The sequence below is a fragment of the Streptomyces sp. NBC_00425 genome (assembly GCF_036030735.1).
Lineage (GTDB): Bacteria > Actinomycetota > Actinomycetes > Streptomycetales > Streptomycetaceae > Streptomyces.
Genome location: NZ_CP107928.1, coordinates 3,462,270 through 3,487,145 on the forward strand (window position 1 = coordinate 3,462,270; position 24,876 = coordinate 3,487,145).

24 protein-coding genes are annotated in these 24,876 nt (G+C 71.2%); 10 read left to right on the plus strand and 14 right to left on the minus strand.

Annotated features, from left to right (window positions below; genetic code table 11):
* Positions 1-119: 119 nt before the first annotated feature.
* From pta to pyk, 3 genes are all read left to right on the plus strand, one after another.
* Positions 120-2,243, plus strand: coding sequence for a phosphate acetyltransferase (pta, locus tag OHS82_RS14475; RefSeq protein WP_328433972.1), 2,124 nt, complete (start codon positions 120-122; stop codon positions 2,241-2,243).
* On the plus strand, positions 2,240-3,445 hold the full coding sequence (locus tag OHS82_RS14480) for an acetate kinase (RefSeq protein ID WP_057583957.1): 1,206 nt from the start codon (positions 2,240-2,242) through the stop codon (positions 3,443-3,445). Before pta ends, OHS82_RS14480 begins: the two co-directional genes overlap by 4 nt.
* A gap of 118 nt (positions 3,446-3,563) precedes the next feature.
* A complete protein-coding gene (gene pyk / locus OHS82_RS14485; RefSeq protein ID WP_057583959.1) occupies positions 3,564-4,994 on the plus strand; it encodes a pyruvate kinase in 1,431 nt (476 codons plus the stop codon).
* Between the two features lie 121 nt (positions 4,995-5,115).
* Here pyk and OHS82_RS14490 read toward each other — a convergent pair whose 3' ends face one another.
* The 4 genes from OHS82_RS14490 to OHS82_RS14505 form a co-directional block, all read right to left on the minus strand.
* A complete protein-coding gene (locus OHS82_RS14490) occupies positions 5,116-6,528 on the minus strand; it encodes a hypothetical protein (protein WP_057583960.1) in 1,413 nt (470 codons plus the stop codon).
* Positions 6,518-7,165, minus strand: a complete 648-nt coding sequence (locus tag OHS82_RS14495) for a DUF6114 domain-containing protein (RefSeq protein WP_328433973.1) — start codon at positions 7,163-7,165, stop codon at positions 6,518-6,520. Before OHS82_RS14495 ends, OHS82_RS14490 begins: the two co-directional genes overlap by 11 nt.
* Before the next feature lie 118 nt (positions 7,166-7,283).
* Positions 7,284-7,913: a DUF6230 family protein gene (locus tag OHS82_RS14500; protein WP_057583963.1), complete on the minus strand. Its 630-nt coding sequence runs from the start codon at positions 7,911-7,913 to the stop codon at positions 7,284-7,286.
* A gap of 645 nt (positions 7,914-8,558) precedes the next feature.
* On the minus strand, positions 8,559-9,533 hold the full coding sequence (locus OHS82_RS14505; protein WP_057583964.1) for a tetratricopeptide repeat protein: 975 nt from the start codon (positions 9,531-9,533) through the stop codon (positions 8,559-8,561).
* 237 nt (positions 9,534-9,770) lie between these two features.
* On the opposite strand from OHS82_RS14505, the gene OHS82_RS14510 reads away from it, so the two are divergent.
* Positions 9,771-10,403, plus strand: a complete 633-nt coding sequence (locus tag OHS82_RS14510) for a TetR/AcrR family transcriptional regulator (protein ID WP_328433974.1) — start codon at positions 9,771-9,773, stop codon at positions 10,401-10,403.
* 176 nt (positions 10,404-10,579) lie between these two features.
* Here OHS82_RS14510 and OHS82_RS14515 read toward each other — a convergent pair whose 3' ends face one another.
* From OHS82_RS14515 to OHS82_RS14530, 4 genes are all read right to left on the minus strand, one after another.
* Complete coding sequence (locus OHS82_RS14515) at positions 10,580-12,280, minus strand: acyl-CoA mutase large subunit family protein (RefSeq protein WP_328433975.1); 1,701 nt, start codon at positions 12,278-12,280, stop codon at positions 10,580-10,582.
* A 168-nt stretch (positions 12,281-12,448) separates the two neighbouring features.
* Positions 12,449-12,787 carry a DUF3817 domain-containing protein gene (locus OHS82_RS14520; RefSeq protein ID WP_057583971.1) on the minus strand — a complete coding sequence of 113 codons (339 nt, stop codon included), beginning with the start codon at positions 12,785-12,787 and terminating at the stop codon, positions 12,449-12,451.
* Positions 12,788-12,888: 101 nt separating this feature from the next.
* Positions 12,889-13,398, minus strand: coding sequence for a MarR family winged helix-turn-helix transcriptional regulator (locus tag OHS82_RS14525; protein WP_057583972.1), 510 nt, complete (start codon positions 13,396-13,398; stop codon positions 12,889-12,891).
* Positions 13,399-13,409: 11 nt separating this feature from the next.
* Positions 13,410-14,666 (minus strand): MFS transporter, encoded by a 1,257-nt coding sequence (locus tag OHS82_RS14530; RefSeq protein ID WP_328433976.1) that lies wholly within the window; start codon positions 14,664-14,666, stop codon positions 13,410-13,412.
* 86 nt (positions 14,667-14,752) lie between these two features.
* Between OHS82_RS14530 and OHS82_RS14535 the strand changes: the two genes are divergently transcribed.
* The gene (locus OHS82_RS14535; RefSeq protein ID WP_328433977.1) at positions 14,753-15,748 is read left to right on the plus strand and encodes an ArsR/SmtB family transcription factor; all 996 of its coding nucleotides are present in this window, start codon (positions 14,753-14,755) and stop codon (positions 15,746-15,748) included.
* Positions 15,749-15,900: 152 nt separating this feature from the next.
* On the opposite strand, the gene OHS82_RS14540 is transcribed toward OHS82_RS14535, so the two are convergent.
* The 3 genes from OHS82_RS14540 to OHS82_RS14550 form a co-directional block, all read right to left on the minus strand.
* Positions 15,901-16,881, minus strand: coding sequence for a matrixin family metalloprotease (locus OHS82_RS14540; protein ID WP_328433978.1), 981 nt, complete (start codon positions 16,879-16,881; stop codon positions 15,901-15,903).
* Between the two features lie 134 nt (positions 16,882-17,015).
* Positions 17,016-17,309 carry an MTH1187 family thiamine-binding protein gene (locus OHS82_RS14545; protein WP_057583979.1) on the minus strand — a complete coding sequence of 98 codons (294 nt, stop codon included), beginning with the start codon at positions 17,307-17,309 and terminating at the stop codon, positions 17,016-17,018.
* The gene (locus OHS82_RS14550; protein WP_057583980.1) at positions 17,306-17,650 is read right to left on the minus strand and encodes a DUF3817 domain-containing protein; all 345 of its coding nucleotides are present in this window, start codon (positions 17,648-17,650) and stop codon (positions 17,306-17,308) included. Before OHS82_RS14550 ends, OHS82_RS14545 begins: the two co-directional genes overlap by 4 nt.
* Before the next feature lie 167 nt (positions 17,651-17,817).
* Between OHS82_RS14550 and OHS82_RS14555 the strand changes: the two genes are divergently transcribed.
* The 4 genes from OHS82_RS14555 (at position 17,818) to OHS82_RS14570 (ending at position 20,480) form a co-directional block, all read left to right on the plus strand.
* On the plus strand, positions 17,818-18,450 hold the full coding sequence (locus OHS82_RS14555; protein ID WP_057584720.1) for an AIM24 family protein: 633 nt from the start codon (positions 17,818-17,820) through the stop codon (positions 18,448-18,450).
* Between the two features lies 1 nt (position 18,451).
* Positions 18,452-19,102 carry an AIM24 family protein gene (locus OHS82_RS14560; RefSeq protein ID WP_057583981.1) on the plus strand — a complete coding sequence of 217 codons (651 nt, stop codon included), beginning with the start codon at positions 18,452-18,454 and terminating at the stop codon, positions 19,100-19,102.
* 2 nt (positions 19,103-19,104) lie between these two features.
* Entirely contained in the window at positions 19,105-19,911 is an 807-nt protein-coding gene (locus OHS82_RS14565; protein ID WP_199863995.1) for an AIM24 family protein, read from the plus strand.
* 92 nt (positions 19,912-20,003) lie between these two features.
* Entirely contained in the window at positions 20,004-20,480 is a 477-nt protein-coding gene (locus OHS82_RS14570) for a MarR family winged helix-turn-helix transcriptional regulator (protein WP_328433979.1), read from the plus strand.
* 119 nt (positions 20,481-20,599) lie between these two features.
* Here the strand turns inward: OHS82_RS14570 and OHS82_RS14575 are convergent, their stop codons facing one another.
* From OHS82_RS14575 to OHS82_RS14585, 3 genes are all read right to left on the minus strand, one after another.
* Positions 20,600-21,868 (minus strand): MFS transporter, encoded by a 1,269-nt coding sequence (locus OHS82_RS14575; protein ID WP_328433980.1) that lies wholly within the window; start codon positions 21,866-21,868, stop codon positions 20,600-20,602.
* Positions 21,869-22,057: 189 nt separating this feature from the next.
* Positions 22,058-23,014, minus strand: a complete 957-nt coding sequence (gene meaB, locus OHS82_RS14580) for a methylmalonyl Co-A mutase-associated GTPase MeaB (RefSeq protein ID WP_057583986.1) — start codon at positions 23,012-23,014, stop codon at positions 22,058-22,060.
* A 58-nt stretch (positions 23,015-23,072) separates the two neighbouring features.
* Positions 23,073-24,284: an acetyl-CoA C-acetyltransferase gene (locus OHS82_RS14585; RefSeq protein ID WP_057583987.1), complete on the minus strand. Its 1,212-nt coding sequence runs from the start codon at positions 24,282-24,284 to the stop codon at positions 23,073-23,075.
* A gap of 151 nt (positions 24,285-24,435) precedes the next feature.
* Between OHS82_RS14585 and mce the strand changes: the two genes are divergently transcribed.
* The gene (mce, locus tag OHS82_RS14590; RefSeq protein ID WP_057583989.1) at positions 24,436-24,876 is read left to right on the plus strand and encodes a methylmalonyl-CoA epimerase; all 441 of its coding nucleotides are present in this window, start codon (positions 24,436-24,438) and stop codon (positions 24,874-24,876) included.

Consider the following 24,876-nt stretch of genomic DNA (forward strand, 5'->3'; position numbering starts at 1 on the left):
CGCCGCCGAGCACACTGTCTCTTGACGGGCGCCTTAACCACGGGCGGGGGTATTGTCAAGAGGGATCTGCTCACCTAGGTGGGCGATTTTTGTGTCCCGGAACGAAACGGAGAGCTGGCGTGACCCGCAGCGTGTACGTGACCGGTATCGACCGCGGAGACGGCCGCCAGGTCGTCGAACTGGGGGTCATGGAGCTCCTGACCCGGCAGGTCGACCGGGTGGGCGTGTTCCGTCCCCTCGTCCACGACGGGCCCGACCGGCTCTTCGAACTGCTGCGTGCGCGCTACCGGCTGGCGCAGGATCCGGCCACGGTCTACGGCATGGACTACCACGAGGCGTCCGCCCTCCAGGCGGACCAGGGCGCCGACGAACTGGTCTCCACCCTCGTGGAGCGCTTCCACCGCGTCGCGCGCGCCTACGACGTCGTCCTCGTGCTGGGCACCGACTACGCCGACACCCAGTTCCCGGACGAACTCGCCCTCAACGCGCGCCTGGCCAACGAGTTCGGCGCGTCCGTGATCCCGGTCGTCGGCGGCCGCAGACAGACGGTGGAGTCCGTGCTCGCCGAGACCCGCAACGCCTACCGGGCGTACCAGGGCCTCGGTTGCGACGTCCTCGCCATGGTGACCAACCGGGTCGACCGGGAGGACCGGGACGAGATCGCCTCCCTGCTCGCCACCCGGGTGCCCGTGCCGTGTTACGTGCTGCCCGACGAGCCCGCGCTCTCCGCGCCGACCGTCTCGCAGATCAGTCACGCCCTCGGCGCGACGGTGCTCCTCGGCGACGACTCCGGGCTGGCCCGCGACGCTCTCGACTTCGTCTTCGGCGGGGCGATGCTGCCGAACTTCCTCGAGGCGCTGACCCCGGGCTGTCTGGTCGTCACCCCGGGCGACCGGGCGGACCTGGTGATCGGCTCGCTGGCCGCGCACAGCGCCGGCACCCCTCCGATCGCCGGTCTGCTGCTCACCCTGGGCGAGGTCCCGACGGGGCAGATCCTGACGCTCGCCGCCCGCCTCGCCCCCGGCACTCCGGTCGTCTCGGTGCCGGGCAACAGCTTCCTCACCGCCGAGCAGCTGTTCTCCCTGGAGGGCAAGCTGAACGCGGCCACGCCGCGCAAGGCGGAGACCGCGCTCGGACTGTTCGAGCGGCACGTGGACACGGGTGACCTGCTCCGGCGGGTCTCCGCGCCCAGCACCGACCGCGTCACGCCGATGATGTTCGAGCACAAGCTCCTCGAACAGGCCCGCTCCGACAAGCGCCGGGTCGTGCTGCCGGAGGGGACCGAGGAGCGGGTGCTGCACGCGGCCGAGGTGCTGCTGCGCCGCGGCGTGTGCGACCTCACCCTGCTCGGGCCGGTGGACCAGATCCGCAAGAAGGCCGCCGACCTGGGCATCGACCTCGGCGAATGCCGGATCGTCGACCCGGCGACCAGCGAACTGCGTGACGCCTTCGCCGAGAAGTACGCGGCGCTGCGCGCCCATCGGGGCGTCACCGTCGAGCTGGCCTACGACGTCGTCTCCGACGTGAACTACTTCGGCACGCTCATGGTGCAGGAGGGCCTCGCCGACGGCATGGTCTCCGGGTCCGTGCACTCGACGGCGGCCACCATCCGGCCGGCGTTCGAGATCATCAAGACCAAGCCGGACGCCGACATCGTGTCGTCGGTGTTCTTCATGTGCCTCGCCGACAAGGTCCTGGTCTACGGCGACTGCGCGGTGAACCCCGACCCGGACGCCGAGCAGCTCGCCGACATCGCCGTCCAGGCGGCCGCCACCGCCGCGCAGTTCGGGGTGGAGCCGCGGATCGCGATGCTGTCGTACTCCACCGGCGCCTCCGGCTCGGGCGCGGACGTCGACAAGGTGCGGGAGGCGACGGAGCTGGTGCGCGAGCGGCGTCCCGACCTGAAGATCGAGGGCCCCATCCAGTACGACGCCGCCGTCGAGCCGACGGTCGCCGCCACCAAGCTGCCGGGGTCCGAAGTCGCGGGCCAGGCCAGCGTGTTGATCTTCCCGGACCTCAACACCGGCAACAACACCTACAAGGCGGTCCAGCGTTCGGCCGGCGCGATCGCGGTGGGGCCGGTGCTGCAGGGGCTGCGCAAGCCGGTGAACGACCTGTCCCGGGGCGCTCTCGTCCAGGACATCGTCAACACCGTCGCCATCACGGCCATCCAGGCCCAGATCCCGTCCCAGACCGGCCGGACGTCCGCCCGGCCCTCCAGCGAGAAGGCGACCGACCTGTGAGCGCGACCCGCGTCCTCGTCCTCAACTCCGGCTCCTCGTCGGTGAAGTACCAGCTGCTCGACATGCGGGACAGCAGCCGCTTGGCGAGCGGGCTCGTCGAGCGCATCGGCGAGCGGACCTCCCGGCTGAAGCACTCCCCGCTCGCCGCCGGCGGCGGGCCCCGTGAGCAGAGCGGGCCGTTCGCCGACCACGACGCGGCGCTGAAGGCCGTCGCGGAGGAGCTGGCCAGGGACGGCCTCGGGCTGGACTCCCCCGAGCTCGCCGCGATCGGGCACCGGGTCGTGCACGGCGGAAGGCACTTCACCCGGCCGACCGTGGTCGACGACGCCGTGCTCGCCGAGATCGAACGGCTGATCCCGGTCGCTCCGCTGCACAACCCGGCGAACCTGACCGGCATCCTCACGGCGACGGCCCTGCGGCCGGACCTGCCGCAGGTCGCCGTGTTCGACACGGCCTTCCACACGACGATGCCGGAATCGGCGGCCCGCTACGCGATCGACGTCGAGACCGCCGACGCGCACCGGGTGCGGCGTTACGGCTTCCACGGGACGTCGCACGCGTACGTCTCCCGGGCGACGGCGAAGCTGCTGGGCAGGTCCCCCGAGGAGGTGAACGTCATCGTGCTGCACCTCGGCAACGGGGCGTCGGCGTCGGCCGTCGAGAGGGGCCGCTGCGTGGACACCTCGATGGGGCTGACTCCCCTGGAAGGTCTCGTCATGGGCACCCGCTCGGGAGACGTCGACCCGGCCGTCATCTTCCATTTGGCTCGTGTCGGTGGAATGTCCATCGACGAAATCGATGCTCTTCTCAACAAGAAGAGCGGCCTCGTCGGGCTGTGCGGGGACAACGACATGCGGGAGATCCGCCGGCGGGTCGACGAGGGCGACGAGCGGGCGAAGCTCGCGTTCGACATCTACATTCACCGGCTGAAGAAGTACGTCGGCGCCTATTACGCCGTGCTCGGGCACGTGGACGCGGTGGCGTTCACCGCCGGGGTCGGGGAGAACGCCGCGCCGGTACGGGAGGCGGCGCTCGCGGGCCTGGGTTCCCTGGGCCTGGCGGTGGACGACGAGCTGAACGCGGTACGCGGTGACGAGCCGCGGCTGATCTCGCCCGCCGGCGCGCGGGTGGCGGTCGCCGTGGTGCCGACGGACGAGGAACTGGAGATCGCGGCACAGACCTACGCACTGGTGAAGCGGTAATCATTTGTGGCTCTGCCGGGGGCAACTGAGCAGGAAAGCAACTGAGCACACTCCTTCTCATTTGTATCTTCCGCCAGACGGAATATTCCGATGCGAAACAAACCGATAGGATCGCCCCATGCGCCGTTCGAAAATCGTCTGTACTCTCGGCCCCGCGGTCGACTCCCACGAAATGCTCGTGTCGCTGATCGAGGCCGGCATGAACGTGGCCCGTTTCAACTTCAGCCACGGCTCCCACGCCGAGCACCAGGGCCGGTACGACCGTGTCCGTGCCGCCGCCAAGGAGACCGGCCGGGCCATCGGCGTCCTCGCCGACCTCCAGGGCCCCAAGATCCGCCTCGAGACCTTCGCCGAGGGCCCCGTCGAGCTGGTGCGGGGTGACGAGTTCACCATCACCACCGACGACGTCCCCGGCGACAAGACGATCTGCGGCACGACCTACAAGGGCCTGCCCGGCGACGTCTCGCGCGGCGACCAGGTCCTCATCAACGACGGCAACGTCGAACTCAAGGTCCTCGACGTCGAGGGCCCGCGGGTGCGGACGATCGTCATCGAGGGCGGGGTCATCTCCGACCACAAGGGCATCAACCTGCCCGGCACGGCCGTCAACGTGCCCGCGCTGAGCGAGAAGGACATCGAGGACCTGCGGTTCGCGCTGCGCATGGGCGCGGACCTGGTCGCACTGTCCTTCGTCCGGGACGCCAAGGACGTCGCCGACGTCCACCGGGTCATGGACGAGGAGGGCCGCCGGGTCCCCGTCATCGCCAAGGTGGAGAAGCCGCAGGCGGTGGAGAACATGGAGGACGTCGTGATGGCGTTCGACGGTGTGATGGTCGCCCGTGGCGACCTCGCCGTCGAGTACCCGCTGGAGCGGGTCCCCATGGTGCAGAAGCGCCTGATCGAGCTGTGCCGGCGCAACGCCAAGCCGGTGATCGTGGCGACCCAGATGATGGAGTCGATGATCACCAACTCCCGTCCGACCCGCGCCGAGGCCTCCGACGTGGCCAACGCGATCCTGGACGGCGCGGACGCGGTCATGCTGTCGGCGGAGTCGAGCGTGGGCGCGTATCCGATCGAGACCGTGAAGACGATGTCCAAGATCGTCACCGCGGCCGAGCAGGAGCTGCTCAGCAAGGGGCTGCAGCCTCTCGTGCCGGGCAAGAAGCCGCGCACGCAGGGCGGTTCGATCGCGCGCGCCGCGTGCGAGATCTCCGACTTCCTCGGCGGCCGGGGCCTGGTGGCGTTCACCCAGTCCGGCGACACCGCCCGCCGGCTCTCGCGCTACCGCGCGACCCAGCCGATCATCGCCTTCACCACCGACGAGGACACCCGCAACCAGCTGACGCTCAGCTGGGGCGTCGAGTCGCACATCGTGCCGTTCGTGAACACCACGGACGAGATGGTGGACATGGTCGACCAGCAGATCGCCAAGATCAACCGCTTCAACCCGGGCGACGTCGTCATCATCACCGCCGGCTCGCCCCCCGGTGTCCCCGGCACCACCAACATGCTCCGGGTGCACCACCTCGGCGGCGGCTCCCGCGACTGAGTGAGCGGCGGCCCGTGAAGGGCCCTGTACGCGCCTGAGGGCGCCTCCTGTGACACACAGGGGGCGCCCTCAGGCGTTGTGCGGCTCCCGGACGGGCTCGTGGGCTCGCGCGGCGCTCGGCTCAGCCGGCGGTCGTGAACTGGTGCAGTCCGGGCACGGTCAGCGTGCCGCCGAACTGGCCGGCCTGCTGGACCTTCGCGTTGGTGAAGTAGATCAGCGGGATGTTCAGCGGCGGCGGGCTCTTCGGGCTGAACGTCACCGGTATCAGGCCGAACAGGTTCCCGGAGATGCTCTCCGTGTACATGATCGTGTCGCCGTCGCGGATGGTGGACGTCGTGCCCTTGCCGGCCTGCACGTGGTACGTCTTGCCGGACTGCTTGTCCTTCACCGTCTGGTGCAGGTCGCCGATGTCGGTGCCGCCGGAGATGACGTACTTCAGCACTTCCTTGACCGTGCCGTTGGCCGTCCTCACCTTCACGACGCCCTGGTAGTCGGCGCCCTTGAGCAGCAGCGAACTCGCGTTCAGGTACCAGGGGTCGTCGGGCAGCGCGACCTTGCCGTTGTCGACCCCGCCCTCGTCGTCGGTGGCGACGGGGCAGTCGTCGGCCTTCGCGGTCGCGTCCTTGGAGGCGCTCGGCGAGGCCGTGGCGTCGGCGGCGGTGTCCTTGGCGTCCTTCGCCGTCTTCGCCGCCTTGTCGGCGGTGTCCCCGGCGGTGTCCTTCGCCTTGTCGGTGACGGTGTCGGCGGTGTCCTTCGCCGTGCCCGAGGACGTCTTCCCGGAGGAGGTCTTGCCGGACGACGCGTCCGTGCCGGACGAGCCCGAGCCGGAGGCGTCCTTGGAGCCGGAGCCCGACGTCGAGTCGCCGGCCGCGGCGGACGCCGACGGCGAGGGGTCCGCCTCGGTCGTCGCGTCGGAGTCCTTGCCGTCGAACAGGCCCGTGATGGCGTCGCCGATGGTCTCCAGGACGTTCTTGCCCGTCTCGGTGTCCGTCGGGGTCGTCGTCGTGGTGTCGGCGGACGTCGCGGACTTCTCGGGGGAAGAGGACGCCGACGGGGAGGGGGTCGCCGCGTCGTCGGAACCTGAACCCGACGAAGTGGAGCCGCCCTTGCCGGAGTCGCCCGCCGTGCCCTTCGAGTCGTCCTTGGAGCCGCCCGAGGAGTCGTCCTTGGAATCGTCCTTGGAGTCGTCCTTCGCGTCGCCCTCGGCGTCGTCGGCGGACTCGCTCGCGGAGGCGGACGGCGAGGGCGAGGCCGACGCGGAGGCGTCCGTCTCCTCCAGGGCCGCCACGCAGTCCTTGTACTCGTCGATCGTGAGGCTCTTGGACGCCGGCTGGCCCTCGGCGTTGGCGAGGGTGGGCGTGAAGCCCATCCCCATCAGAACCGCCGTCGGCATGGCCGCCAGGGCTATCGCCTTGCCGGCCGGCATGTGGAACCTGGTGATCAGCGGCTTCTTGGGTGCCGCGTGCCGCGGCCCGGTGCTTCTCACGCGGGCAGCGTCCACATCGCTCCCGGTGGAAACCTCGTCAGCCGGCACTGTGCCTCCCGTTCGCCCCGTTCGCCGGGCTCGTTCCTGACAGATCGTGCAGGTCGTGCAGATCGTGCGGCTCGCCCGGTCCGTCGGCGTCCTTCGTGAAGGACGGCCCGCCGGTCCGGTCCGGGCCCGTGCTGTACGGGTTCGCGGTGAGGTCGCCCGTCTTCGCGGGGCCCTCGGGGAACGCGCCTTCGGGAGCTCCTCCGGCGTCCGCGGACGCCCCCGGGCCCGCGGCGGGCGCGGGCGGCGTGCCGGGCGCCCACGACACGGCCATCGCCCCGCCGATCAGCGCGAAGAAGAAGCCGATGAGGAAGCCGCCGAGGTTGGACACCGGGATGGACACCAGGCCGAGCAGGATCGCCGCGACGCCCGCGAAGACCTGAACGTGCTTCTGGAACCACAGACTGATGCCCAGCACGCCCAGCAGAACGCCGATGATCAGCGACCCCGCGCCCGCCGTGGTCGCCATCGCCAGAGTCAGGTGGCCCACCTGGAGGTGGGCGTAGGGGAAGTAGGCGATGGGGAAGCCGGCGAGAAGGACGAACAGGCCCGCCCAGAACGGCCTGGTCCCCCGCCAGGCGCGGAACTGCTGCCTCCGGCGGGTGAACTGGCCGGGGGCGTCAGGGGTCTCGGCGCTCATGGAAAACAGCTCCCTGGTGCGGCTTTGCTGTGGTGGTGAGTCGTACGACTGGTGAAGCCCCGGGCTTCAGACTGGACGGGCGGGGGCGCCACCGGCTCCCCCGCCCGTCAGAGAGTGCTTAGTAGCACTCCTTGACGCCCGACGACAGCGACATCTTCAGGCCGCTGAGCTTGAAGGTTCCGGCGGTGGTGGCCCACGCCGTCTGCTTCACGTCGGTCAGGGTGGCCTTGTCGGCGTCCTGACCGAAGCCGAACGGGTTGGCGGCGTCACCGCTCTTGATGCCGGGACCCTTGAGGTCCTTGCCGGCGACGCCGATCCGGATGTTCTCGAACGTCGCGTCGGCGCTGAGGTCCTCGACGTCGATGTAGAGGTTGTCGGCCTCGACCGGCTTGCCGCCGCCGCCCGCCTTCAGCGTCAGGCTCACCGAGCCGAGCAGCGGGATGTTCGGCGTGACCACGGACTGGCACATGTTCGTGATCTCGGCCTTGGTGAAGGACGAGACCGCGACCGCGTGAGCAGTCTTGCTGCCGTCGAGGTTGTACCCCGAGTCGATGGCTCCGTACTGCGCGAAGCCGGTACCGACGAGCTTGTCGGCGGTGACCTTGAACGACTGCCCCGAAACACTGAACGACGCGGCCAGTGCACCCTGCGCGAGGGCGACACCTATACACGCCGTAGCGGCGACGCTGGGCACCATGACCACAGCGAAGCGCTTCCATCTGGTCCCGCCACGCACCTGGGACTCCATATTTCCTCCTTCTCGGACGTACATCTCCTGGCTCCGGCTCGCCTCCGATGAGGGCGAGTCAGCCGGCCAGGGATGGGAGAAGTGCTACGTCCTCGGGAAGGGGAGCGCCTGTTGTCGGAGGCGCGAACCGCGCACCGATCACCGGCGATCACCCCCGAGCGACAACCACTGGTCGCGCCTGACACGCATCACGCACAACCTTGCCGGACAGGCTCCGCCTCGGCGAAGACCCCCCTGTCCGAGGGCCGACGTCACTGTCGCCGGACCTGCTCGGTGGGGACCCAGGAGAACCCGTTCGCCCAACCGGCTGTCGGGGTACGGGATTGGACCGAGCGTGGCCGATCCTGTTGCATTCTCGCCGCCCGCACAAGGGGGTTCGTTACTGGCTAGTAACGGCCGGATAACCGAACAACGACCCATAGGTCTCGACCGGCAACGCAGGGTGTCCTTCATGCCCAGGACAAAACTATTGACCGATGGACAGAAACAGACAGACCGGCGGCCTGGTCTTACTCCTAGTAACAGCGGCCGCGATTACCAAGATTTGGTAAAGCGCGGCCGCTGGGGAACCACTTCGACGGAATTTTCACTCCGACACCACCGGCCCTGACGTTTAGCGACTGGTCAGAACCGGGGCCGGGCGGGTCAGAACAGCGCGCGCGCCAGCGCCCGCCGCGCCGCCGCCACCCGCGGGTCCTCGGAGCCGACCACGTCGAACAGTTCGAGCAACCGCACCCGCGCGGCGTCCCGGTCGTCGCCGGCCGTGCGACGCACGGTGTCGATGAGCCTGCCGAAGGCGTCCTCGACATGACCGCCCACCAGGTCCAGGTCGGCCGCGGCGATCTGGGCCGTCACGTCCGTGGGACGTTCGGCCGCGTCCTTGCGCACCTGCTGCGGATCCATGCCGCCGACACGCTGGAGCAACTCGGCCTGAGCCAGACCGAGTTGGGCTTCGGGATTACCGGGGTCGTCGGCCAGCACGTTCTTGTAGGCCTGTACCGCGCCGCCGAAGTCGCCCGCGTCCAGGGCCTGTACGGCGGCTTCGAGGAGGGCGTCGTACGGTCCGACGGCCTCGGCCGGGGCCGCTCGGACGTCGCCCGGCTCGGCGTCGGGGTCGACGGTCAGGCCGGTCAGCCCGAACCGCTCCTCTGCCACCTGCACCAGCTGGTCGAGGGTCTGGCGGATCTGCGCCTCGCCGGCGGCGCCCTGGAAGAGCGGCAGCGCCTGCCCGGCGACGACGGCGAACACGGCCGGAATGCCCTGTACCCCGAACTGCTGCATCAGCATCTGGTTGGCGTCGACGTCGATCTTGGCGAGCAGGAAGCGGCCGGCGTACTCGACGGCGAGCCGCTCCAGGACCGGGCTCAGCTGTTTGCACGGCTGACACCACTCGGCCCAGAAGTCGATGACGACGGGCACCTCGGCGGACCGCTGCAGGACCTCCTGCTCGAAACCCGCCTCGTCGACGTCGATCACGAGGTCGGCCGGGGAGACGGCTCCGACGCCGCCCTGCCGTGCCGCTTCGGCGCGCGTCTGCTCCGCCTTGGCCTTGGCCTCCTGGGCCGCCTTCACCGCGGCGAGGTCGACGACTCCGCTCATGGACATGTTCCGTGGCTGCATGCGTCTATCCTCCCCCGTCCGCGCGCCTGCGTGAAAAGCGATCCGAATACTGCCGAACATCCCGGGCACGGGCGCTCGGGTCCCCACCCCGCGCCGTGCCGGGTCCGGCTCGCGTACGTCCGTCGCGAGCTTTCGCTACGAGTCGTAGCGTAATGGCACCGAGTGCCCTCGCACCAAGTGCCCCCCAGTGATCTGCCTCACGGACGCAGCGGAAAAACCTGCGGTTATGGTCGGAGAATGCAGAGCCGCCCGCCCGCCGCCCGCACGGGCCGTCCGCGCAGCGCCGCCGCGGACGCCGCGATCCTGGCCGCGACGCGTGCGGCACTGGTCGAACTGGGCTGGTCGAAACTGACCCTGGGCGACGTGGCGACACGCGCCGGCGTCGCCAAGACGACGCTCTACCGCCGCTGGGCCGGCAAGAACGAACTGGTCGTCGACGCGGTCGCGGAACTGTTCGACGAGCTCGAACTCCCCGACCGCGGCAGCCTCGCCGCCGACATCGAGGGCGTGGTCCTGCAGTTCGCGGCGATCCTGGCCCGGCCGGAGGCCAAGAGCGGCCTGATGGCGGTCGTCGCCGAGTCCACCCGCGACGACGCGCTGCGCGAGCGCATCCGCGCCTCCATCGTCGACCCGCAGAAGGATCTGGTCCTGGAGGGCCGCTCCCGGGCCCAGGTCCGCGGTGAGCTCCCCCCGGAGTCCGACCCGGCCGAGGCCGCGCGCACCGTCGACCTCATCTTCGACGTGGTGGCCGGCGCGGTGGTGCACCGCACCCTGGTCAGCGCGGAACCCGCGGACGAGGAATGGGTGCACGGCTTCACCCGGGTCCTGCTGCTGGGCCTGGCGTCGGCCTCCGGGCAGGCCGGGACCTGACGGCAGCCGGCCCCCGCGCCGCAGCACGGCCGGCGTCTGCCGACCCGGGCATGAAGGAGGGGCGGCGCCGGACCGTCAGCCGGTCCCGCGCCGCCCCGCCGCCACCGCTGCCGCTCGTGCCTTCGGCGCGCCTTCGGTGCCCTTGATGTCTTCGGTGCCTTCGGCGCCTTCGGTGCTCAGAAGCCGGGCGGCTCCGTGTACACGCCCCACTCGTCCCGCAGCACGTCGCAGATCTCGCCCAGGGTGGCCTCGGCGCGCACCGCGTCCAGCATGGGACCGATCATGTTGGCCCCGTCACGGGCGGCCGTCAGCATCGCCGCGAGGGCGCTCCGCACGGCCGGCTCGTCCCGGGCGGCCCTGCGTGCCCCGAGGGCCCGCACCTGCTCCCGCTCCACCTCGTGGCTGACCCGCAGGATCTCCAGGTCCCCGGTCACCGACCCGGTGTGCGCGTTGACGCCGACGACCCGCTTGTCCCCCTTCTCCAGGGCCTGCTGGTACTGGAAGGCCGACTCCGCGATCTCCCCGGTGAACCAGCCGTCCTCGATGCCCCGCAGGATGCCGGAGGTGATCGGACCGATCGGGTGCCGTCCGTCGGGGTGCGCCCGCAGCCCGCGCTCTCTGATCTGCTCGAAGATCTTCTCCGCGTCGGCCTCGATCCGGTCCGTCAGCTGCTCGACGAACCACGAGCCGCCCAGCGGGTCCGCCACGTTGGCGACGCCGGTCTCCTCCATGAGCACCTGCTGGGTGCGCAGCGCGATCTCGGCCGCCTGCTCGCTCGGCAGCGCGAGGGTCTCGTCGAGGGCGTTGGTGTGCAGCGAGTTGGTGCCGCCGAGCACCGCCGCTAGCGCCTCGACGGCCGTGCGCACCACGTTGTTGTACGGCTGCTGGGCGGTCAGCGAGACGCCGGCGGTCTGGGTGTGGAAGCGCAGCCACTGGGCCTTCTCGCTCCTGGCCCCGTAGACGTCCCGCATCCAGCGCGCCCAGATCCTGCGCGCCGCGCGGAACTTGGCGATCTCCTCGAAGAAGTCGACGTGCGCGTCGAAGAAGAAGGACAGCCCGGGCGCGAACACGTCGACGTCCAGCCCGCGGCTGAGCCCCAGTTCCACGTACCCGAAGCCGTCCGCCAGCGTGTAGGCGAGCTCCTGCGCGGCCGTCGCGCCGGCCTCACGGATGTGGTACCCGGAGACGGACAGCGGCTTGTAGGCGGGGATGCCGGCCGCGCAGTACTCCATCAGGTCGCCGATGAGGCGCAGGTGCGGCTCGGGCGGGAAGAGCCACTCCTTCTGGGCGATGTACTCCTTGAAGATGTCCGTCTGGAGCGTGCCGTTGAGGACGCCGGGGTCGACGCCCTGGCGTTCGGCGGCGACCAGGTACATGCAGAAGACGGGCACGGCGGGCCCGCTGATCGTCATCGACGTGGTGACCTCGCCGAGCGGGATGTCCTTGAACAGGACCTCCATGTCGGCGGCGGAGTCGATGGCGACGCCGCAGTGGCCGACCTCGCCCAGCGAGCGGCGGTCGTCGGAGTCGCGGCCCATCAGGGTCGGCATGTCGAAGGCGACGGAGAGACCGCCCCCGCCGTTGGCCAGGATCATCTTGTAGCGCTCGTTGGTCTGCTCGGCGTTGCCGAACCCGGCGAACTGCCGGATGGTCCAGGTGCGCCCGCGGTAGCCGGTGGGGTACAGGCCGCGCGTGAAGGGGTACTCCCCCGGCCAGCCGATCCGCTCGAAGCCGTCGTAGGCGTCACCGGCCCGCGGCCCGTACACCGGCTCCACCGGGTCTCCCGAGAGCGTGGTGAAGTCGGCCTCACGCTTGCGCGAAGCGTCGTACCGGGCCTGCCAGCGACGGCGGCCCTCCTCGATGACGTCAGCGTCCATGCTTCGAATTTACTAGGACGTCCAAGTAAATGTCGACAGCTGCAGGCAGGGACGTCCGATGACGGGTGATCCCGGGGCGGCCCGGCCCGCCGCACAGGCCTCGCCCCGCCCGCGCGCGGAGAGAGAGCGGAGAGAGACCTGTGCGGCCGGAGAGCCGTGCGCCGGGGGCTACGCCTTGATGACCGCGGCGTCCTCGAACGCGGCCGCGGGGGCCAGCTCGCGGCTGATCCTGCGCTCCACGAAGAAGGCGGCCGTCGGGACGGTCCCGGCCAGCAGCACCCACAGCAGCTTGCCGACCGGCCACTTCGCCTTGGAGCCCAGGTCGAAGGCGAAGACGAGGTAGAGGACGTAGAGCCAGCCGTGCGCGAATCCGACGACGCGGGTGAAGTCCGCGGCCCCGTCGACGTCCAGGATGTACTTGGCGATCACGCCCAGACACAGCAGGACCAGCAGCACACCGGTGACATAGGCCAGGACGCGGTAGCGGGTCAGCACGCTCTTCTTCATGCCGACGAGCGTAACGACCCGTTCCGGGAGATCTTGCCCCGGGTCGGCGCTCCCGGCGCGTCCGGTGCGGTGCCGGTCGAAGGCGTCGCCGGGGCGGCGGTTCAGTCCTCGTCGAAGTCGTGCGCGGCGACCCGCAGGGGCCGCAGCATCGCGAAGATCTCCCCGCACTCCTCCGCGTCGTACACCCCGAGCCCGAAGTCCATCGCCATCAGGTCGCGGGTGGCCGCCTCGACGACCTCGCGGCCCTTGCCGGTGATCACGGCGAGCGTGCCGCGGCCGTCGTTGGGGTTGGGGCGCTTGTCCACCAGACCCGACCTCACCAGCCGGTCCACGGTGTTCGTCACCGAGGTGGGGTGCACCTGGAGCCGCTCGCCGATCTTGGACATGGTCAGCTCGCCCTCCTTGGAGAAGGTGAGCAGCACCAGCGCCTCGTAGCGTGCGAACGTCAGCCCGTAGGGCTTGACCACCGCGTCCACCTCGGCGAGCAGGATCTGGTGCGCGCGCATGATCGAGGTGATCGCCGCCATGGACGGCACGTTCCCCCAGCGCTGCTTCCAGAGCTCGTCGGCGCGGGCGATGGGATCGAAGGCGAGGCTGAGCGGTTTCGGCACGCCTCCAGACCTTACCGGCCGGTCACATCGTGGTCAGCCCCGTCTCGCGTTTCGGTCCTCCGGACCTCCCGGGCCGTCAGGACGCAGCACAGCACCCCCAGCACGCCCGCCCCCGCGACGGTCCATGCCACCCCCGCCACCTCGGCGGCGACCCCCGCCAGCGCCATGCCGACGCCCTGGAAGGTCATCAGTCCGGCGGTGAGCAGCGTCATGGCCCGTCCGCGCAGCTCCTCGGGGACGTCCCGGACGATCCACTGGTCGAGGCCGAGGGTGTACGCCGACCCGGCCCCGGCGGCTACCAGCAGGAGCAGCGAGACGGCGAGGCCGGGGTGGAAGGCGTAGCCGAGGTAGGGCAGCACGGTGACGCAGGCCAGCGGGAGGGCGATCCGTTCGCGGGCGGCGGGCCGCAGCCGGGCTCCGGCGTACAGCTCGCCGGCGACCGTGCCGACCGGCAGCGCGCACATCAGCAGCCCCAGACCGACGGAGCCGACGCCGAGGTCGTCGGCGTACGGCGCGGACAGCGCCTCGGGGGCGACGGCGAACGTCGGCGGCACCCAGAAGAGCAGCAGCAGCGCCCGGGTGCGCCGGTCGGCGAGGACCCGCCGGGCGCCTTCGAGGGAGTCGGCGACCAGCGCCCCGCCGGTCCGCGCGCGGGCCGGGCGGCTGCGGGTGCCGAGGCGCAGCAGCGCGGCGGAGGCGAGGAAGGTGGCGACGGTCAGGAGGAGGGCCTGGCGCGGGGAGGCCACCGTGAGCAGCACGCCGCCGAGCCCGAAGCCGACGAGCAGGGCGCTCTGCGCGGTGATGCGCAGCAGGGAGCGGCCGAGGACGAACAGGTCGCCGTCGCCCAGGATGTCCGCGAGGGTCGCCATGCGGGTGCCCGCGAAGACCGGCGAGACCACGGCGAGGCAACAGCGCAGGGCGAGCAGGACCGCGAGGTGCGCGCCCGGGGCCGTCATGGGGAGCACGCACGCCGCGCACACCAGGTCGCAGCCGACCAGGACGCGCCGGGCCGGGAACCGGTCGGCGACGCCGGCCAGCAGGGTGCCGCCGACGACGTAGGGCAGGAAACCGAGGGCCCAGGCCAGGGCGCTCAGCAGGGGTGAGCCCGTCAGGTCGTAGACGAGGACGGTGAGCGCGATCTCGGCGACGATGACGCCGAGCATGGACAGCAGGTGGGCGGCGAAGACGGCCCGGAACTCGCGGACGGCGAAGACCCGGAGATATCCGGTGGGCGGGGCCTCGGCGGCGGCCGTCGTGACGTCTGACATGCAGGGCAGCGTGCTGGGGCGCGGGCGGACGGCCTAGAGTTTCGGCCAGGGCCGAATGTCCGCCGGACGGGTGAGGGGAGGGGTGCGTGTCCTCGCGTCTGCACTTCGGGGAGGAGGACTTCCTGCGCTGCCGCTTCGCGGTGTCCCCGCTGTGGGAGACGCAGGAGGTCGCGCGCACGCTCAAGCGGCCCGACCGGCACGGCTACCACACGCCCTGGCTGCGCCGGATCCGCACGGCGGCCTCGGCGCTCGACCTGACGGGGCTGTGGCTCGTCATGCCGCGCCGGGGTCACTCCCCCGACTGGCTGTGTCCGCCGCCGCTCGGACCCGCGGCCGGGTTCGAGGAGGAGATCGCCGCCGTGCGGGCCGCGGACCCGCGAGCCGCCCGGGAGGACACCGCCCGCTCGCTGGCGGACACCCCCGGCGCACTGGCCTCGCCGCAGGGGCGGGCCTGGCTGGCGGATCCGGAACGGATGATCCGGGAGCTCGCCGACGTGCTGGAGGAGATCTGGCGCACCCTGCTCGCGCCGGACTGGCCCCGGCTGCGCGCCCTGCTGGAGGCGGACGTCGTCTTCCACTCCCGCCGCCTCGCCGAGGTGGGCCTGGGCGGGCTGCTGCCGGAGATCAACCGCCGGTGCGGCTGGCGGGCCGGCACGCTGACCGTCGCCTCGAACGGCGAGCACGAGCGGCATCTCGGCGGCCAGGGGCTGGTGCTGATGCCGAGCGTGTTCTCGTGGCCGGACGTGGTGAGCGGCTTCGACCCGCCCTGGCAGCCCACGCTGGTCTACCCGGCGCGGGGCATCGCGGGTCTGTGGAGCGACCCCGCCGACCGTGCGCAGCGTCTTCCCGACGCGCTCGTGCGGCTGCTCGGCCGGGGGCGGGCCGCCGTGCTCGGCGCGCTCGACGATCCGGCGAGCACGTCGGCCCTGGCGCACCGCCTCGGGCTCGCCCCGTCGTCGGTCTCCGCGCACCTGGGCGTGCTGCGCGAGGCGGGGCTGCTGGTGTCCCGCCGCTACGGCCACCAGGTGCTGTACGAGCGGACGCCGCTGGGCATCGCGCTGGTGTCGGGCGACGCTCATTGAAGTTCTCCCCTCCCTTCGCAAGCTCAGGAAGGGGATTCCTGCCTACATCGCTGCGGCGGGTTTGACGGTGTTGCCCGCCCTGCGACCGCGCCTTCCGGCGGCCTCTGAGATGGCCTTCACCTCCCCCGTAGACGGGGGAGCACTGGCCGAGATCAACGGTAGAGGCTGCGCAGGCCGAGGACGTCGCCCTTGCCGAGGGTGCGGGCGCTCGTGGAGCAGGCGAACGAGCTCGCGAACATGGTGAGGTTCTCGTGTCCCGGGCCGGAGTGGGCGAGGCCGAAGACGTGCCCGGCCTCGTGCGTGGCGACGCTGCGGAGGTCGTACGCGCGCGTGCAGGCGCCGGACGGGTCGTCGGTGAACGCGTAGTCGTGGGTGTTGAAGCGGACGTCGGCCTCGAGCAGTTCCTCCGGCCCCCCGCCGGGCGCCGGGCGGCTCCAGGAACAGGTGGTGGCGACGGCGTCGCCGCCGAGATCGCCCGTGTCCCAGACGCTCAGGCCGTCGGGGCGCATACAGCGGGACTCCCGGTCGATGTCGGCCTTGCTGGAGGTGGTCGACAGATAGCGGGCCCTCGCTGCGACCCGGTCGTCGAGACCGCAGTCGTTGCGGCTGGCGGTGATGGTGGCGACGGCCTCCTCGAAGGCCTGCCTGGCCTCGGCCCGGGAGATTCCGCCGGGCAGGTGACCGTCGCCGAGGAACCACTCGTACGTGCCGTACTCCTTGCGGCCCGCGGTGGCGTAGGCGGTGTCGGCGCAGGGGGCGGGGGCGTCGGCGCGGCCGCCCCGGACGGCCTCGGTGCGGGCCGCCTCGTAGGAGTAGGAGACGGTGCCGTCGGCGGCGACCGTCAGGGTGAAGCCGTGCGCCGACCCGTCCGCGGTGAGGGCGTCGACGCTGACCGTCGTGCCGGGTCCGGGCACCGCCAGGCCCGCGCCGTCGTGGGTGACCACGCGTCCGACCGCGGGACAGTCGAGCACCGAGGAGCCGGCGGGCAGGTCCTCGACGGTGAGCTCGCCACGAGCGAGCGAGCAGGCGGGCGTCCGGGGCGCCTGGCCCACGCAGAGCACCGCCAGTGTCACCGCCAGGAGGAACGCCGTGATCGCCCTGCCGGGTTGGTCCGGCCCGCGCCGCCCTGCCACCGCACACTCCCCTTCGACACCGCGACGACGCGCGGAACATGATCGACCGGGGAGACACTAGTCATGCGGCGCAGGCCGGACCCCCGCCGATCCGCACCCTTTCGGGGGACTGACCGGACGGGCGTCCGGGGCGGTCACGGCGCGAGATGCCGCTCCACGGTCGCCACCTTCGAGGTGAGGCCGTCCGTCACGCCGGGGCGGATGTCCGCCTTCAGGACGAGGGAAACGCGCGGGGCGCGTGCCTCGACGGCGGCGACGGCCCGCCGGACGACGTCCATCACCTCGTCCCACTCGCCCTCGACGGAGGTGAACATGGCGTCGGTGCGGTTCGGCAGGCCGGACTCGCGGACCACCCGAACGGCGTCGGCGACGTACTCGCCGACGTCCTCGCCGACACCCAACGGGGTGATGGAGAAAGCGACGATCATGCGTTCACGACGCCTTCCTTGCGGGCGCGGGAGGCGATGACGGCGTCCACCGACTCGCGGCGCAGCCTGCGCTCGGCGAAGAAACCGCCGGTCGGCAGGACCGCGAGGACGAAGTACAGGGCCGCGGTGTTCCGGGACCACTTGGTGCGGTACCAGGCGTCGGCCCAGAACAGCAGGTACAGCAGGAACAGCACGGCGTGGACCCAGCCCATCACGGGCACGGCGTCGAAGTCCGTGGTCCGCTTCAGCACCGAGCAGACCAGCAGCAGGAGGAACGACACGGCCTCCGGGGCGGAGACCAGGCGCAGGCGGCGGAGGGCGGAGGCGGTCTTCAGGTCCACGGGTCACCTTCGGGTGGGTACGGCGATGGGCAGGGCGGTTTGTGAATGGACGCACAAGCGTTCGTCCATTGTGACAAACGGTCCCCCTAAGGGTGCGTTCAGGGTCTTGCTCCACCTCCGGGTGCTGTTCGGCGCACCCGTCCGGCCGATACCTTCGCCCCGTGGCGATGTTTCGACTCCAAGGCAGCAAGGTGCTCGCCGTCGACATGACCGGCGACGCCGTGAAGGCGAAGAACGGCTCGATGGTCGCGTACGACGGGCAGATGGCCTTCAAGAAGCTCAGCGGCGGCGGTGAGGGCATCCGGGGCATGGTGACCCGGCGGCTCACCGGCGAGCAGATGACCGTGATGGAGGTGAGGGGGCAGGGCACCTGCTGGTTCGCCGACCGCGCCTCCGAGATCAATCTGGTGCAGCTCCGGGGCGACAAGCTGTTCGTCGAGTCGAGCAACCTGCTCGCGACGGACGCCGGCCTGCGGACGGGCACCAGCTTCACCGGGGTGCGCGGCGCGACCCAGGGCAACGGGCTGTTCACGACGACCGTCGAGGGCACCGGCCAGGCGGCGATCACGTCGGACGGGCCGGCCGTGGTGCTGCGCGTCAGCCCGCAGTACCCGCTCACCGTCGACCCCGGCGCCTATGTCGCACACCAGGGCAACGTCCGGCAGTCCTTCCAGTCGGGGGTGACGTTCCGCACATTCCTGGGCGAGGGCGGCGGCGAGGCCTTCCAGATCCGCTTCGAGGGGGACGGCCTGGTGTACGTCCAGCCGAGCGAGCGCAACACGATCGCGGGGGACGTGTGAGATGACCTTCCGTGAGATCAACTCCAAGATGATCGAGGCGACCGTCGTCCCCGGCGCCCGGCTCTTCAGCCAGCGCGGGGCCATGCTGGCCTACCGCGGCGAGGTGTCCTTCACCCCCAACGTCCAGGGCGGGCAGGGCGGGGTGATGTCCATGATCGGGCGGCGGCTCGCCAATGAGGACACGCCGCTGATGACCGTCGAGGGCAACGGCACGGTCCTCTTCGGGCACGGCGGGCACCACGTCCAGGTCATCCGGCTCGGCGGCGACACGCTGTGCGTCGAGGCGGACCGCCTGCTCGCGTTCGAGGGCACCCTCCAGCAGGGCACGATGTTCCTGGGCTCGCAGGGCGGCGTCATGGGCATGGTCCGCGGCCAGATCAGCGGACAGGGGCTGTTCACCACCACCCTCAAGGGCCACGGGGCCGTCGCCGTGATGGCCCACGGCGGGGTCTTCGAGGTCCCGATCACCCCGCAGCGCCCGGTCCACGTCGACCCCCAGGCCTACGTCGCCCACCACGGCGACGTCCGCAACAAGCTGTCGACGGCGCTCGGCTGGCGGGACATGGTGGGCCGCGGCTCCGGCGAGGGCTTCCAGCTCGAGCTGAGCGGCAGCGGTGCGGTGTTCGTCCAGGCGTCGGAGGAGAAGCTGTGAGCATGTACGGGGCTCCGGGCGGCGGCCCGACGGTGCACGACCCCATGACCCTGCCGGTCGACGACAACGTGAACAGCTACACCTTCTGCGTGGAGCTCAAGGGGAGCCAGTGGTTCCTGCAGAAGGGGAAGATGATCGCCTACTACGGGTCGATCGACTTCAACGGCGTCGGACACGGCCGGCTGGACCGTCTGGTGCGCACTTCCTTCCATTCGCCTCTGCACGCGAGCGACTGGGTCGTGGCGGAGGGCTCGGGCAAGATGCTCCTCGCCGACCGGGCCTTCGACGTGAACTCCTACGACCTCGAAGACGGCAACCTGACCATTCGCTCGGGCAATCTGCTCGCTTTTCAGCCAAGTCTGTCGCTCAAGCAGTCGATCGTGCCGGGATTCCTCACCCTCATCGGAACCGGAAAGTTCGTGGCCGCGTCCAACGGGCCGGTGGTGTTCATGGAACCCCCGCTCCGGGTGGACCCTCAGGCGCTCGTCGGCTGGGCCGACTGCCCCTCCCCGTGCCATCACTACGACCACGGCTACATGACCGGCGTGATGGGCGGTCTACGTGCACTGACGGGCCTCGGCGGCGCCTCCGGGGAGGAGCACCAGTTCGAGTTCGTCGGCGCCGGGACGGTGCTGCTGCAGTCGACCGAGACCCTGATGGCCGAGCAGGCCACGGGGGCGGTTCCGCACGAGCCCGGAGTGCCCGGCGCGGGCGGCGTCCCAGGTGGGCAAGGGGGTCACGGTACGCCGTCCGGCGCACCGCGCCTTCCCGGACAGCTGGGGGACCTCCAGCGTCGCTTCGGGCTGTGAGCGGTAGTCTGCGGAGTGTGACATCGAACGCGTGCGCACCGTCACACCGCCCGTACTAGTTCGCCTTTCAACATTTTAGGTAGACTGCATTTATGGAGACCGAAACGGCCACGCGCTGGCTGACCCAAGCGGAGCAGTGCGCCTGGCGCACCCATCTGGAGGTCAACAGGCTGTTGACGTACCAGCTCGAGAAGGATCTTCAGCCGTTCGGACTGACCATGAACGACTACGAGATCCTGGTGAACCTCTCCGAGTCGGAGGGCGTCCGGATGCGCATGAGCGACCTCGCCTCCGCCACCCTCCAGTCCAAGAGCCGGCTCTCGCACCAGATCACCCGCATGGAGAACGCCGATCTGGTGCGCCGGGAGAACTGCGAGTCCGACCGCCGCGGTCTGTACGCGGTCCTGACCGACCACGGCCTGGAGACCATGCAGAAGGTCGCGCCGCACCACGTGGACTCGGTGCGACGACACTTCATCGATCTCCTGTCCCCCGAGGCCCTGACGGAACTCTCCAAGGCCCTGAAGCCCGTCGCGGAGAACCTCCGCGGGCGGCGGGGAAGGCCGTAGCGCCCCTTACGCGGTGACGGCCGGCAGGCGGAGCTCGAACAGGGCTCCGCCTGCCGGCGTCCCACCGACCGTGAGCCGGTCGACCCGGGCGACCCGGACGACGACAGGGCGTCGGCGTCTCAGGCGAGGGGCACGAGTTCGCCCGTGTCCCTCGGCGTGCCCTCCCCGGGCGTTCCCTTCCCCGGCGTGCCCCGCCCCGACGCGCCCGCGACGAGCGCCGCCGTCGCGAGCACCGCCGCCCCGGTCAGCGCGAAGCACGCCCCCACCGGCAGCCGCCCGGCCAGCGCCCCGGCGACCGCCGTGCCCGCCGTGCAGCCCGCGTTGACGGCCGTGTTGATCCACGCCCCCGCCCGCACCCGGGCCTGCGGCGCGGCGACCTCGTCGGCGACGAGGTAGGCCGTGGTGAGCGCCGGCGACACGAAGAACCCGGCGACCGCGACGGCCGCCGCCAGGGTGCCGAGCCCCGGCGCCAGGGCGGCGCCGCACAGTGTCAGCCCGAGGCCCGCCGTGAGCAGCGGCAGCCGGGCCGCGGGCGGCGTCCGCCAGGGCACGGCGCCGTTGAGCAGGCCGCCGACGGCGCTGCCGGCCGACAGCGCCGCCAGCACCCAGGCCACGCCCGCCCCGCCGGTGCCGTGTCCGTGCCGTTCCGCGAACGCCACGACCAGCAGGTCGACCACGCCCAGCGCCAGCCCGACGCCGGCGATCGCGGCCACGGGCCGCCCGAGCCCGCGCAGCCCGCCGCCGCCCCGCCGCACGGCGTCAGCGCCCGCGGGCGCCGCACGCAGCGCCGGGGACGACAGGAACCCGGCCGTGCCCACGGCCATCAGGGCCGCGCCGACCACGATCCCGGCGGCCGGCGGTGCGAAGCCGACGAGGACGCCGACCAGCAGCGGCCCGGTCACGAACAGCAGTTCCTCGGCGACGCCGTCGAGGCTGTAGGCGCGCTGGAGCAGGGCCGGGTCGGGGGCGAGCCGGGTCCAGACGGCCCGCATGGTCGGCCCCAGCGGTGGCACACAGGCCCCGGCGGCCGCGGCGAGGGCGCCGAGCGCCGGTGCGGGGACGGCGTCCGGCCCGGAGACCGCAGTGGCCAGCAGACCGAGCAGCATGATGTGCCCGGCCGTCATCGGCGCGAGCGCCCGGCGCGGCCCGTGGCGGTCGACGAGGGTCGCCCGCGCGGGCGACAGGAAGACGGCGGTGGCCCCGAACAGCGCCATCACGGCGCCGGCGACCGCGTACGAGCCCGAGGACCGGGTCACGGCGAGCATCACGGACAGCGGGACGATCGCGTAGGACGACCGGCCGGTCAGGGCGGCGGCGAAGGTGCGGCGGGCGTGCGGGACCCGCAGGACGGCGGCATAGGAAGGCCGCACGGAGGACGAAGCGGACATGAGGCGGTTCCTCGACTCGAGGCAGGGCGGGAAAGGGGACGCCTGATCGCCGCGACCGGTCCGGCCTGGTGCCGTTCACCGATCACGGACCTGGGCGGTCCCTATGCCAAGAGGAGAAACACGCGAACGAACGTACCAGCGCCCTTGCGTGTCCCGCACGCCGTTTTCCCGCCGTGCCGCCGGCCCGGCTCAGCCCTCCGTGAGCCCCGCCACCAGTTCGTCGGCCGCCCGGTAGGGGTCGAGTTCGCCGGTGACGATGCGGTCCGCCAGGCTGCTCAGGCGGCGGTCGCCGTGGAGGTCGCCGATGCGTTCGCGCAGGGCCGTGACGGCGATCGTCTCGACCTCGCGGGCGGCGCGGGCGCGGCGGCGCTCGGCGAGGACGCCGTGCTCCTCCATCCACGCCCGGTGCTTCTCCAGCGCCTCGACGACCTCGTCGACGCCTTCGGAGCGCGCGGCCACGGTCTTCACGATCGGCGGCCGCCAGTCCCCGGCGCCGCGGGCCTCGCCGAGGCCGAGCATGTGGTTCAGTTCGCGGGCGGTGGCGTCGGCGCCGTCCCGGTCGGCCTTGTTGACGACGTAGACGTCGCCGATCTCCAGGATGCCCGCCTTGGCCGCCTGGATGCCGTCGCCCATTCCCGGGGCCAGCAGGACGACGCTGGTGTCCGCCTGGGAGGCGATCTCGACCTCCGACTGGCCCACGCCGACCGTCTCGACCAGGATCACGTCGCAGCCCGCCGCGTCCAGCACGCGGATCGCCTGCGGCGCCGACCAGGCGAGGCCGCCGAGGTGGCCGCGGGTGGCCATGGAGCGGATGTAGACGCCGGGGTCGGAGGCGTGGTCGGACATCCGGACCCGGTCGCCGAGCAGCGCGCCCCCGGAGAACGGGGACGACGGGTCGACGGCGAGCACGCCGACCCGCCTGCCCTGCCTGCGGTAGGCGGTGACCAGCGCGGACGTCGAGGTGGACTTGCCCACGCCCGGCGACCCCGTCAGCCCGACCACGTACGCGTTGCCGGTGAGCGGCGCCAGGGCCGCCATGACCTCCCTGAGCTGCGGGGACGCCCCCTCCACGAGGGAGATCAGCCGGGCCACGGCCCGGGGGCGGCCTTCCCTGGCCTGGGCGACCAGCGAGGAGACGTCCTGCATCACAGCTCCGTTCAGATCCGTTCAGTTGCGTTCAGCGAGTGACGTCGCGCGACGCTACTCAGGCCTTGGGCACCCGCACGATCAGCGCGTCGCCCTGCCCGCCGCCGCCGCACAGCGCCGCCGCGCCGACGCCGCCGCCGCGCCGCTTGAGCTCCAGGGCCAGGTGCAGCACCAGCCGGGCGCCGGACATGCCGATCGGGTGGCCGAGGGCGATGGCACCACCGTTGACGTTCACCTTTTCCGTGGACACGCCGAGGTCCTTCATTGACTGGACCGCGACGGCGGCGAAGGCCTCGTTGATCTCGACCAGGTCGAGGTCGGAGACCTGCAGGCCCTCCTTCTTCAGGGCGTGCGCGATGGCGTTGGAGGGCTGGGACTGCAGCGAGTTGTCCGGCCCGGCCACGTTGCCGTGGGCGCCGATCTCCGCGATCCACTCCAGGCCGAGCTCCTGCGCCTTGGCCTTGCTCATCACGACCACGGCCGCCGCGCCGTCGGAGATCTGCGAGGACGAGCCCGCGGTGATCGTGCCGTCCTTGGCGAACGCCGGGCGGAGCTTGCCGAGGGACTCCGCGGTCGTGTCGGCGCGGATGCCCTCGTCCTTGCTGAAGACGACCGGCTCGCCCTTGCGCTGCGGGATCTCGACCGGGGTGATCTCGGCCTCGAAGACGCCGTTCTTCTGGGCGGCGGCCGCCCGCTGGTGGGACAGGGCGGCGATCTCGTCCTGCTCCGGACGGGCGATGCCGAGACGGGTGTTGTGCTTCTCGGTGGACTCGCCCATGGCGACGTTCTCGAAGGCGTCGGTCAGACCGTCGTGCGCCATCGCGTCGAGCATCTCGATCGCGCCGTACTTGAAGCCCTCGCGGGACTTCGGCAGCAGGTGCGGGGCGTTGGTCATGGACTCCTGGCCGCCGGCCACCACGACGTCGAACTCACCCGCGCGGATCAGCTGGTCCGCGAGCGCGATCGCGTCCAGGCCCGAGAGACACACCTTGTTGATCGTGAGCGCCGGCACGTTCATCGGGATGCCGGCCTTGACCGCGGCCTGGCGGGCCGGGATCTGCCCCGCCCCGGCCTGCAGCACCTGGCCCATGATCACGTACTGCACCTGGTCGCCGCCGATGCCCGCGCGGTCGAGGGCGGCCTTGATCGCGAAGCCGCCGAGATCGGCTCCGGAGAAGGACTTGAGGGAGCCCAGCAGCCGTCCCATGGGCGTACGCGCGCCCGCGACGATCACCGAGGTCGTGCCGTTGGAGCCAGTCGAGTCAGTCATGAGCTGCGATTCCCCTTACCGGCCTGCACAGGCCGAGGAGTGAACGAGGGTTTACTTCGAATGTACTGAGTGGCACTCCGTGCCGTCATCGGGCCGTCAGTGTGATCGCGCGCACGTTGCGTAACCACCTCAGCCGCGCTGCACTAGCACCATGCTGACGCGAATCGACCACATCGGGATCGCCTGCCACGACCTCGACGCGACCGTCGAGTTCTACCGTTCCACATACGGCTTCGAGGTGTTCCACTCCGAGGTCAACGAGGAGCAGGGCGTGCGCGAGGCCATGCTCAAGATCAATGACACTTCCGACGGCGGCGCCTCCTACCTGCAGCTTCTGGAGCCGACCCGCCCCGACTCGACCGTCGCCAAGTGGCTGGACAAGAACGGCGAGGGCGTTCACCACATCGCTTTCGGTACGTCGGACGTGGACGGCGAGGCCGCCGACATCCGCTCCAAGGGCGTACGCGTTCTGTACGAGGAGCCCCGACGCGGCTCCATGGGGTCACGAATCACCTTCCTGCACCCGAAGGATTGCCACGGAGTGCTGACAGAACTGGTCACATCGGCCCCTGTTGAGTCACCTGAGCACTGA

What these genes read in the sequence shown, in the direction of transcription:
- OHS82_RS14570 (WP_328433979.1), top strand. Translation starts at nt 20,004, where the DNA reads ATGGAGACCGAAACGGCCACGCGCTGGCTGACCCAAGCGGAGCAGTGC.
- OHS82_RS14575 (WP_328433980.1), bottom strand. Translation starts at nt 21,868, where the DNA reads ATGTCCGCTTCGTCCTCCGTGCGGCCTTCCTATGCCGCCGTCCTGCGG.
- OHS82_RS14530 (WP_328433976.1), bottom strand. Translation starts at nt 14,666, where the DNA reads ATGTCAGACGTCACGACGGCCGCCGCCGAGGCCCCGCCCACCGGATAT.
- OHS82_RS14495 (WP_328433973.1), bottom strand. Translation starts at nt 7,165, where the DNA reads ATGAGCGCCGAGACCCCTGACGCCCCCGGCCAGTTCACCCGCCGGAGG.
- OHS82_RS14560 (WP_057583981.1), top strand. Translation starts at nt 18,452, where the DNA reads ATGACCTTCCGTGAGATCAACTCCAAGATGATCGAGGCGACCGTCGTC.
- OHS82_RS14505 (WP_057583964.1), bottom strand. Translation starts at nt 9,533, where the DNA reads ATGCAGCCACGGAACATGTCCATGAGCGGAGTCGTCGACCTCGCCGCG.
- OHS82_RS14565 (WP_199863995.1), top strand. Translation starts at nt 19,105, where the DNA reads ATGTACGGGGCTCCGGGCGGCGGCCCGACGGTGCACGACCCCATGACC.
- meaB (WP_057583986.1), bottom strand. Translation starts at nt 23,014, where the DNA reads ATGCAGGACGTCTCCTCGCTGGTCGCCCAGGCCAGGGAAGGCCGCCCC.
- OHS82_RS14515 (WP_328433975.1), bottom strand. Translation starts at nt 12,280, where the DNA reads ATGGACGCTGACGTCATCGAGGAGGGCCGCCGTCGCTGGCAGGCCCGG.
- OHS82_RS14585 (WP_057583987.1), bottom strand. Translation starts at nt 24,284, where the DNA reads ATGACTGACTCGACTGGCTCCAACGGCACGACCTCGGTGATCGTCGCG.
- OHS82_RS14555 (WP_057584720.1), top strand. Translation starts at nt 17,818, where the DNA reads ATGTTTCGACTCCAAGGCAGCAAGGTGCTCGCCGTCGACATGACCGGC.
- mce (WP_057583989.1), top strand. Translation starts at nt 24,436, where the DNA reads ATGCTGACGCGAATCGACCACATCGGGATCGCCTGCCACGACCTCGAC.
- OHS82_RS14520 (WP_057583971.1), bottom strand. Translation starts at nt 12,787, where the DNA reads ATGAAGAAGAGCGTGCTGACCCGCTACCGCGTCCTGGCCTATGTCACC.
- OHS82_RS14500 (WP_057583963.1), bottom strand. Translation starts at nt 7,913, where the DNA reads ATGGAGTCCCAGGTGCGTGGCGGGACCAGATGGAAGCGCTTCGCTGTG.
- OHS82_RS14545 (WP_057583979.1), bottom strand. Translation starts at nt 17,309, where the DNA reads ATGATCGTCGCTTTCTCCATCACCCCGTTGGGTGTCGGCGAGGACGTC.
- pyk (WP_057583959.1), top strand. Translation starts at nt 3,564, where the DNA reads ATGCGCCGTTCGAAAATCGTCTGTACTCTCGGCCCCGCGGTCGACTCC.
- OHS82_RS14510 (WP_328433974.1), top strand. Translation starts at nt 9,771, where the DNA reads ATGCAGAGCCGCCCGCCCGCCGCCCGCACGGGCCGTCCGCGCAGCGCC.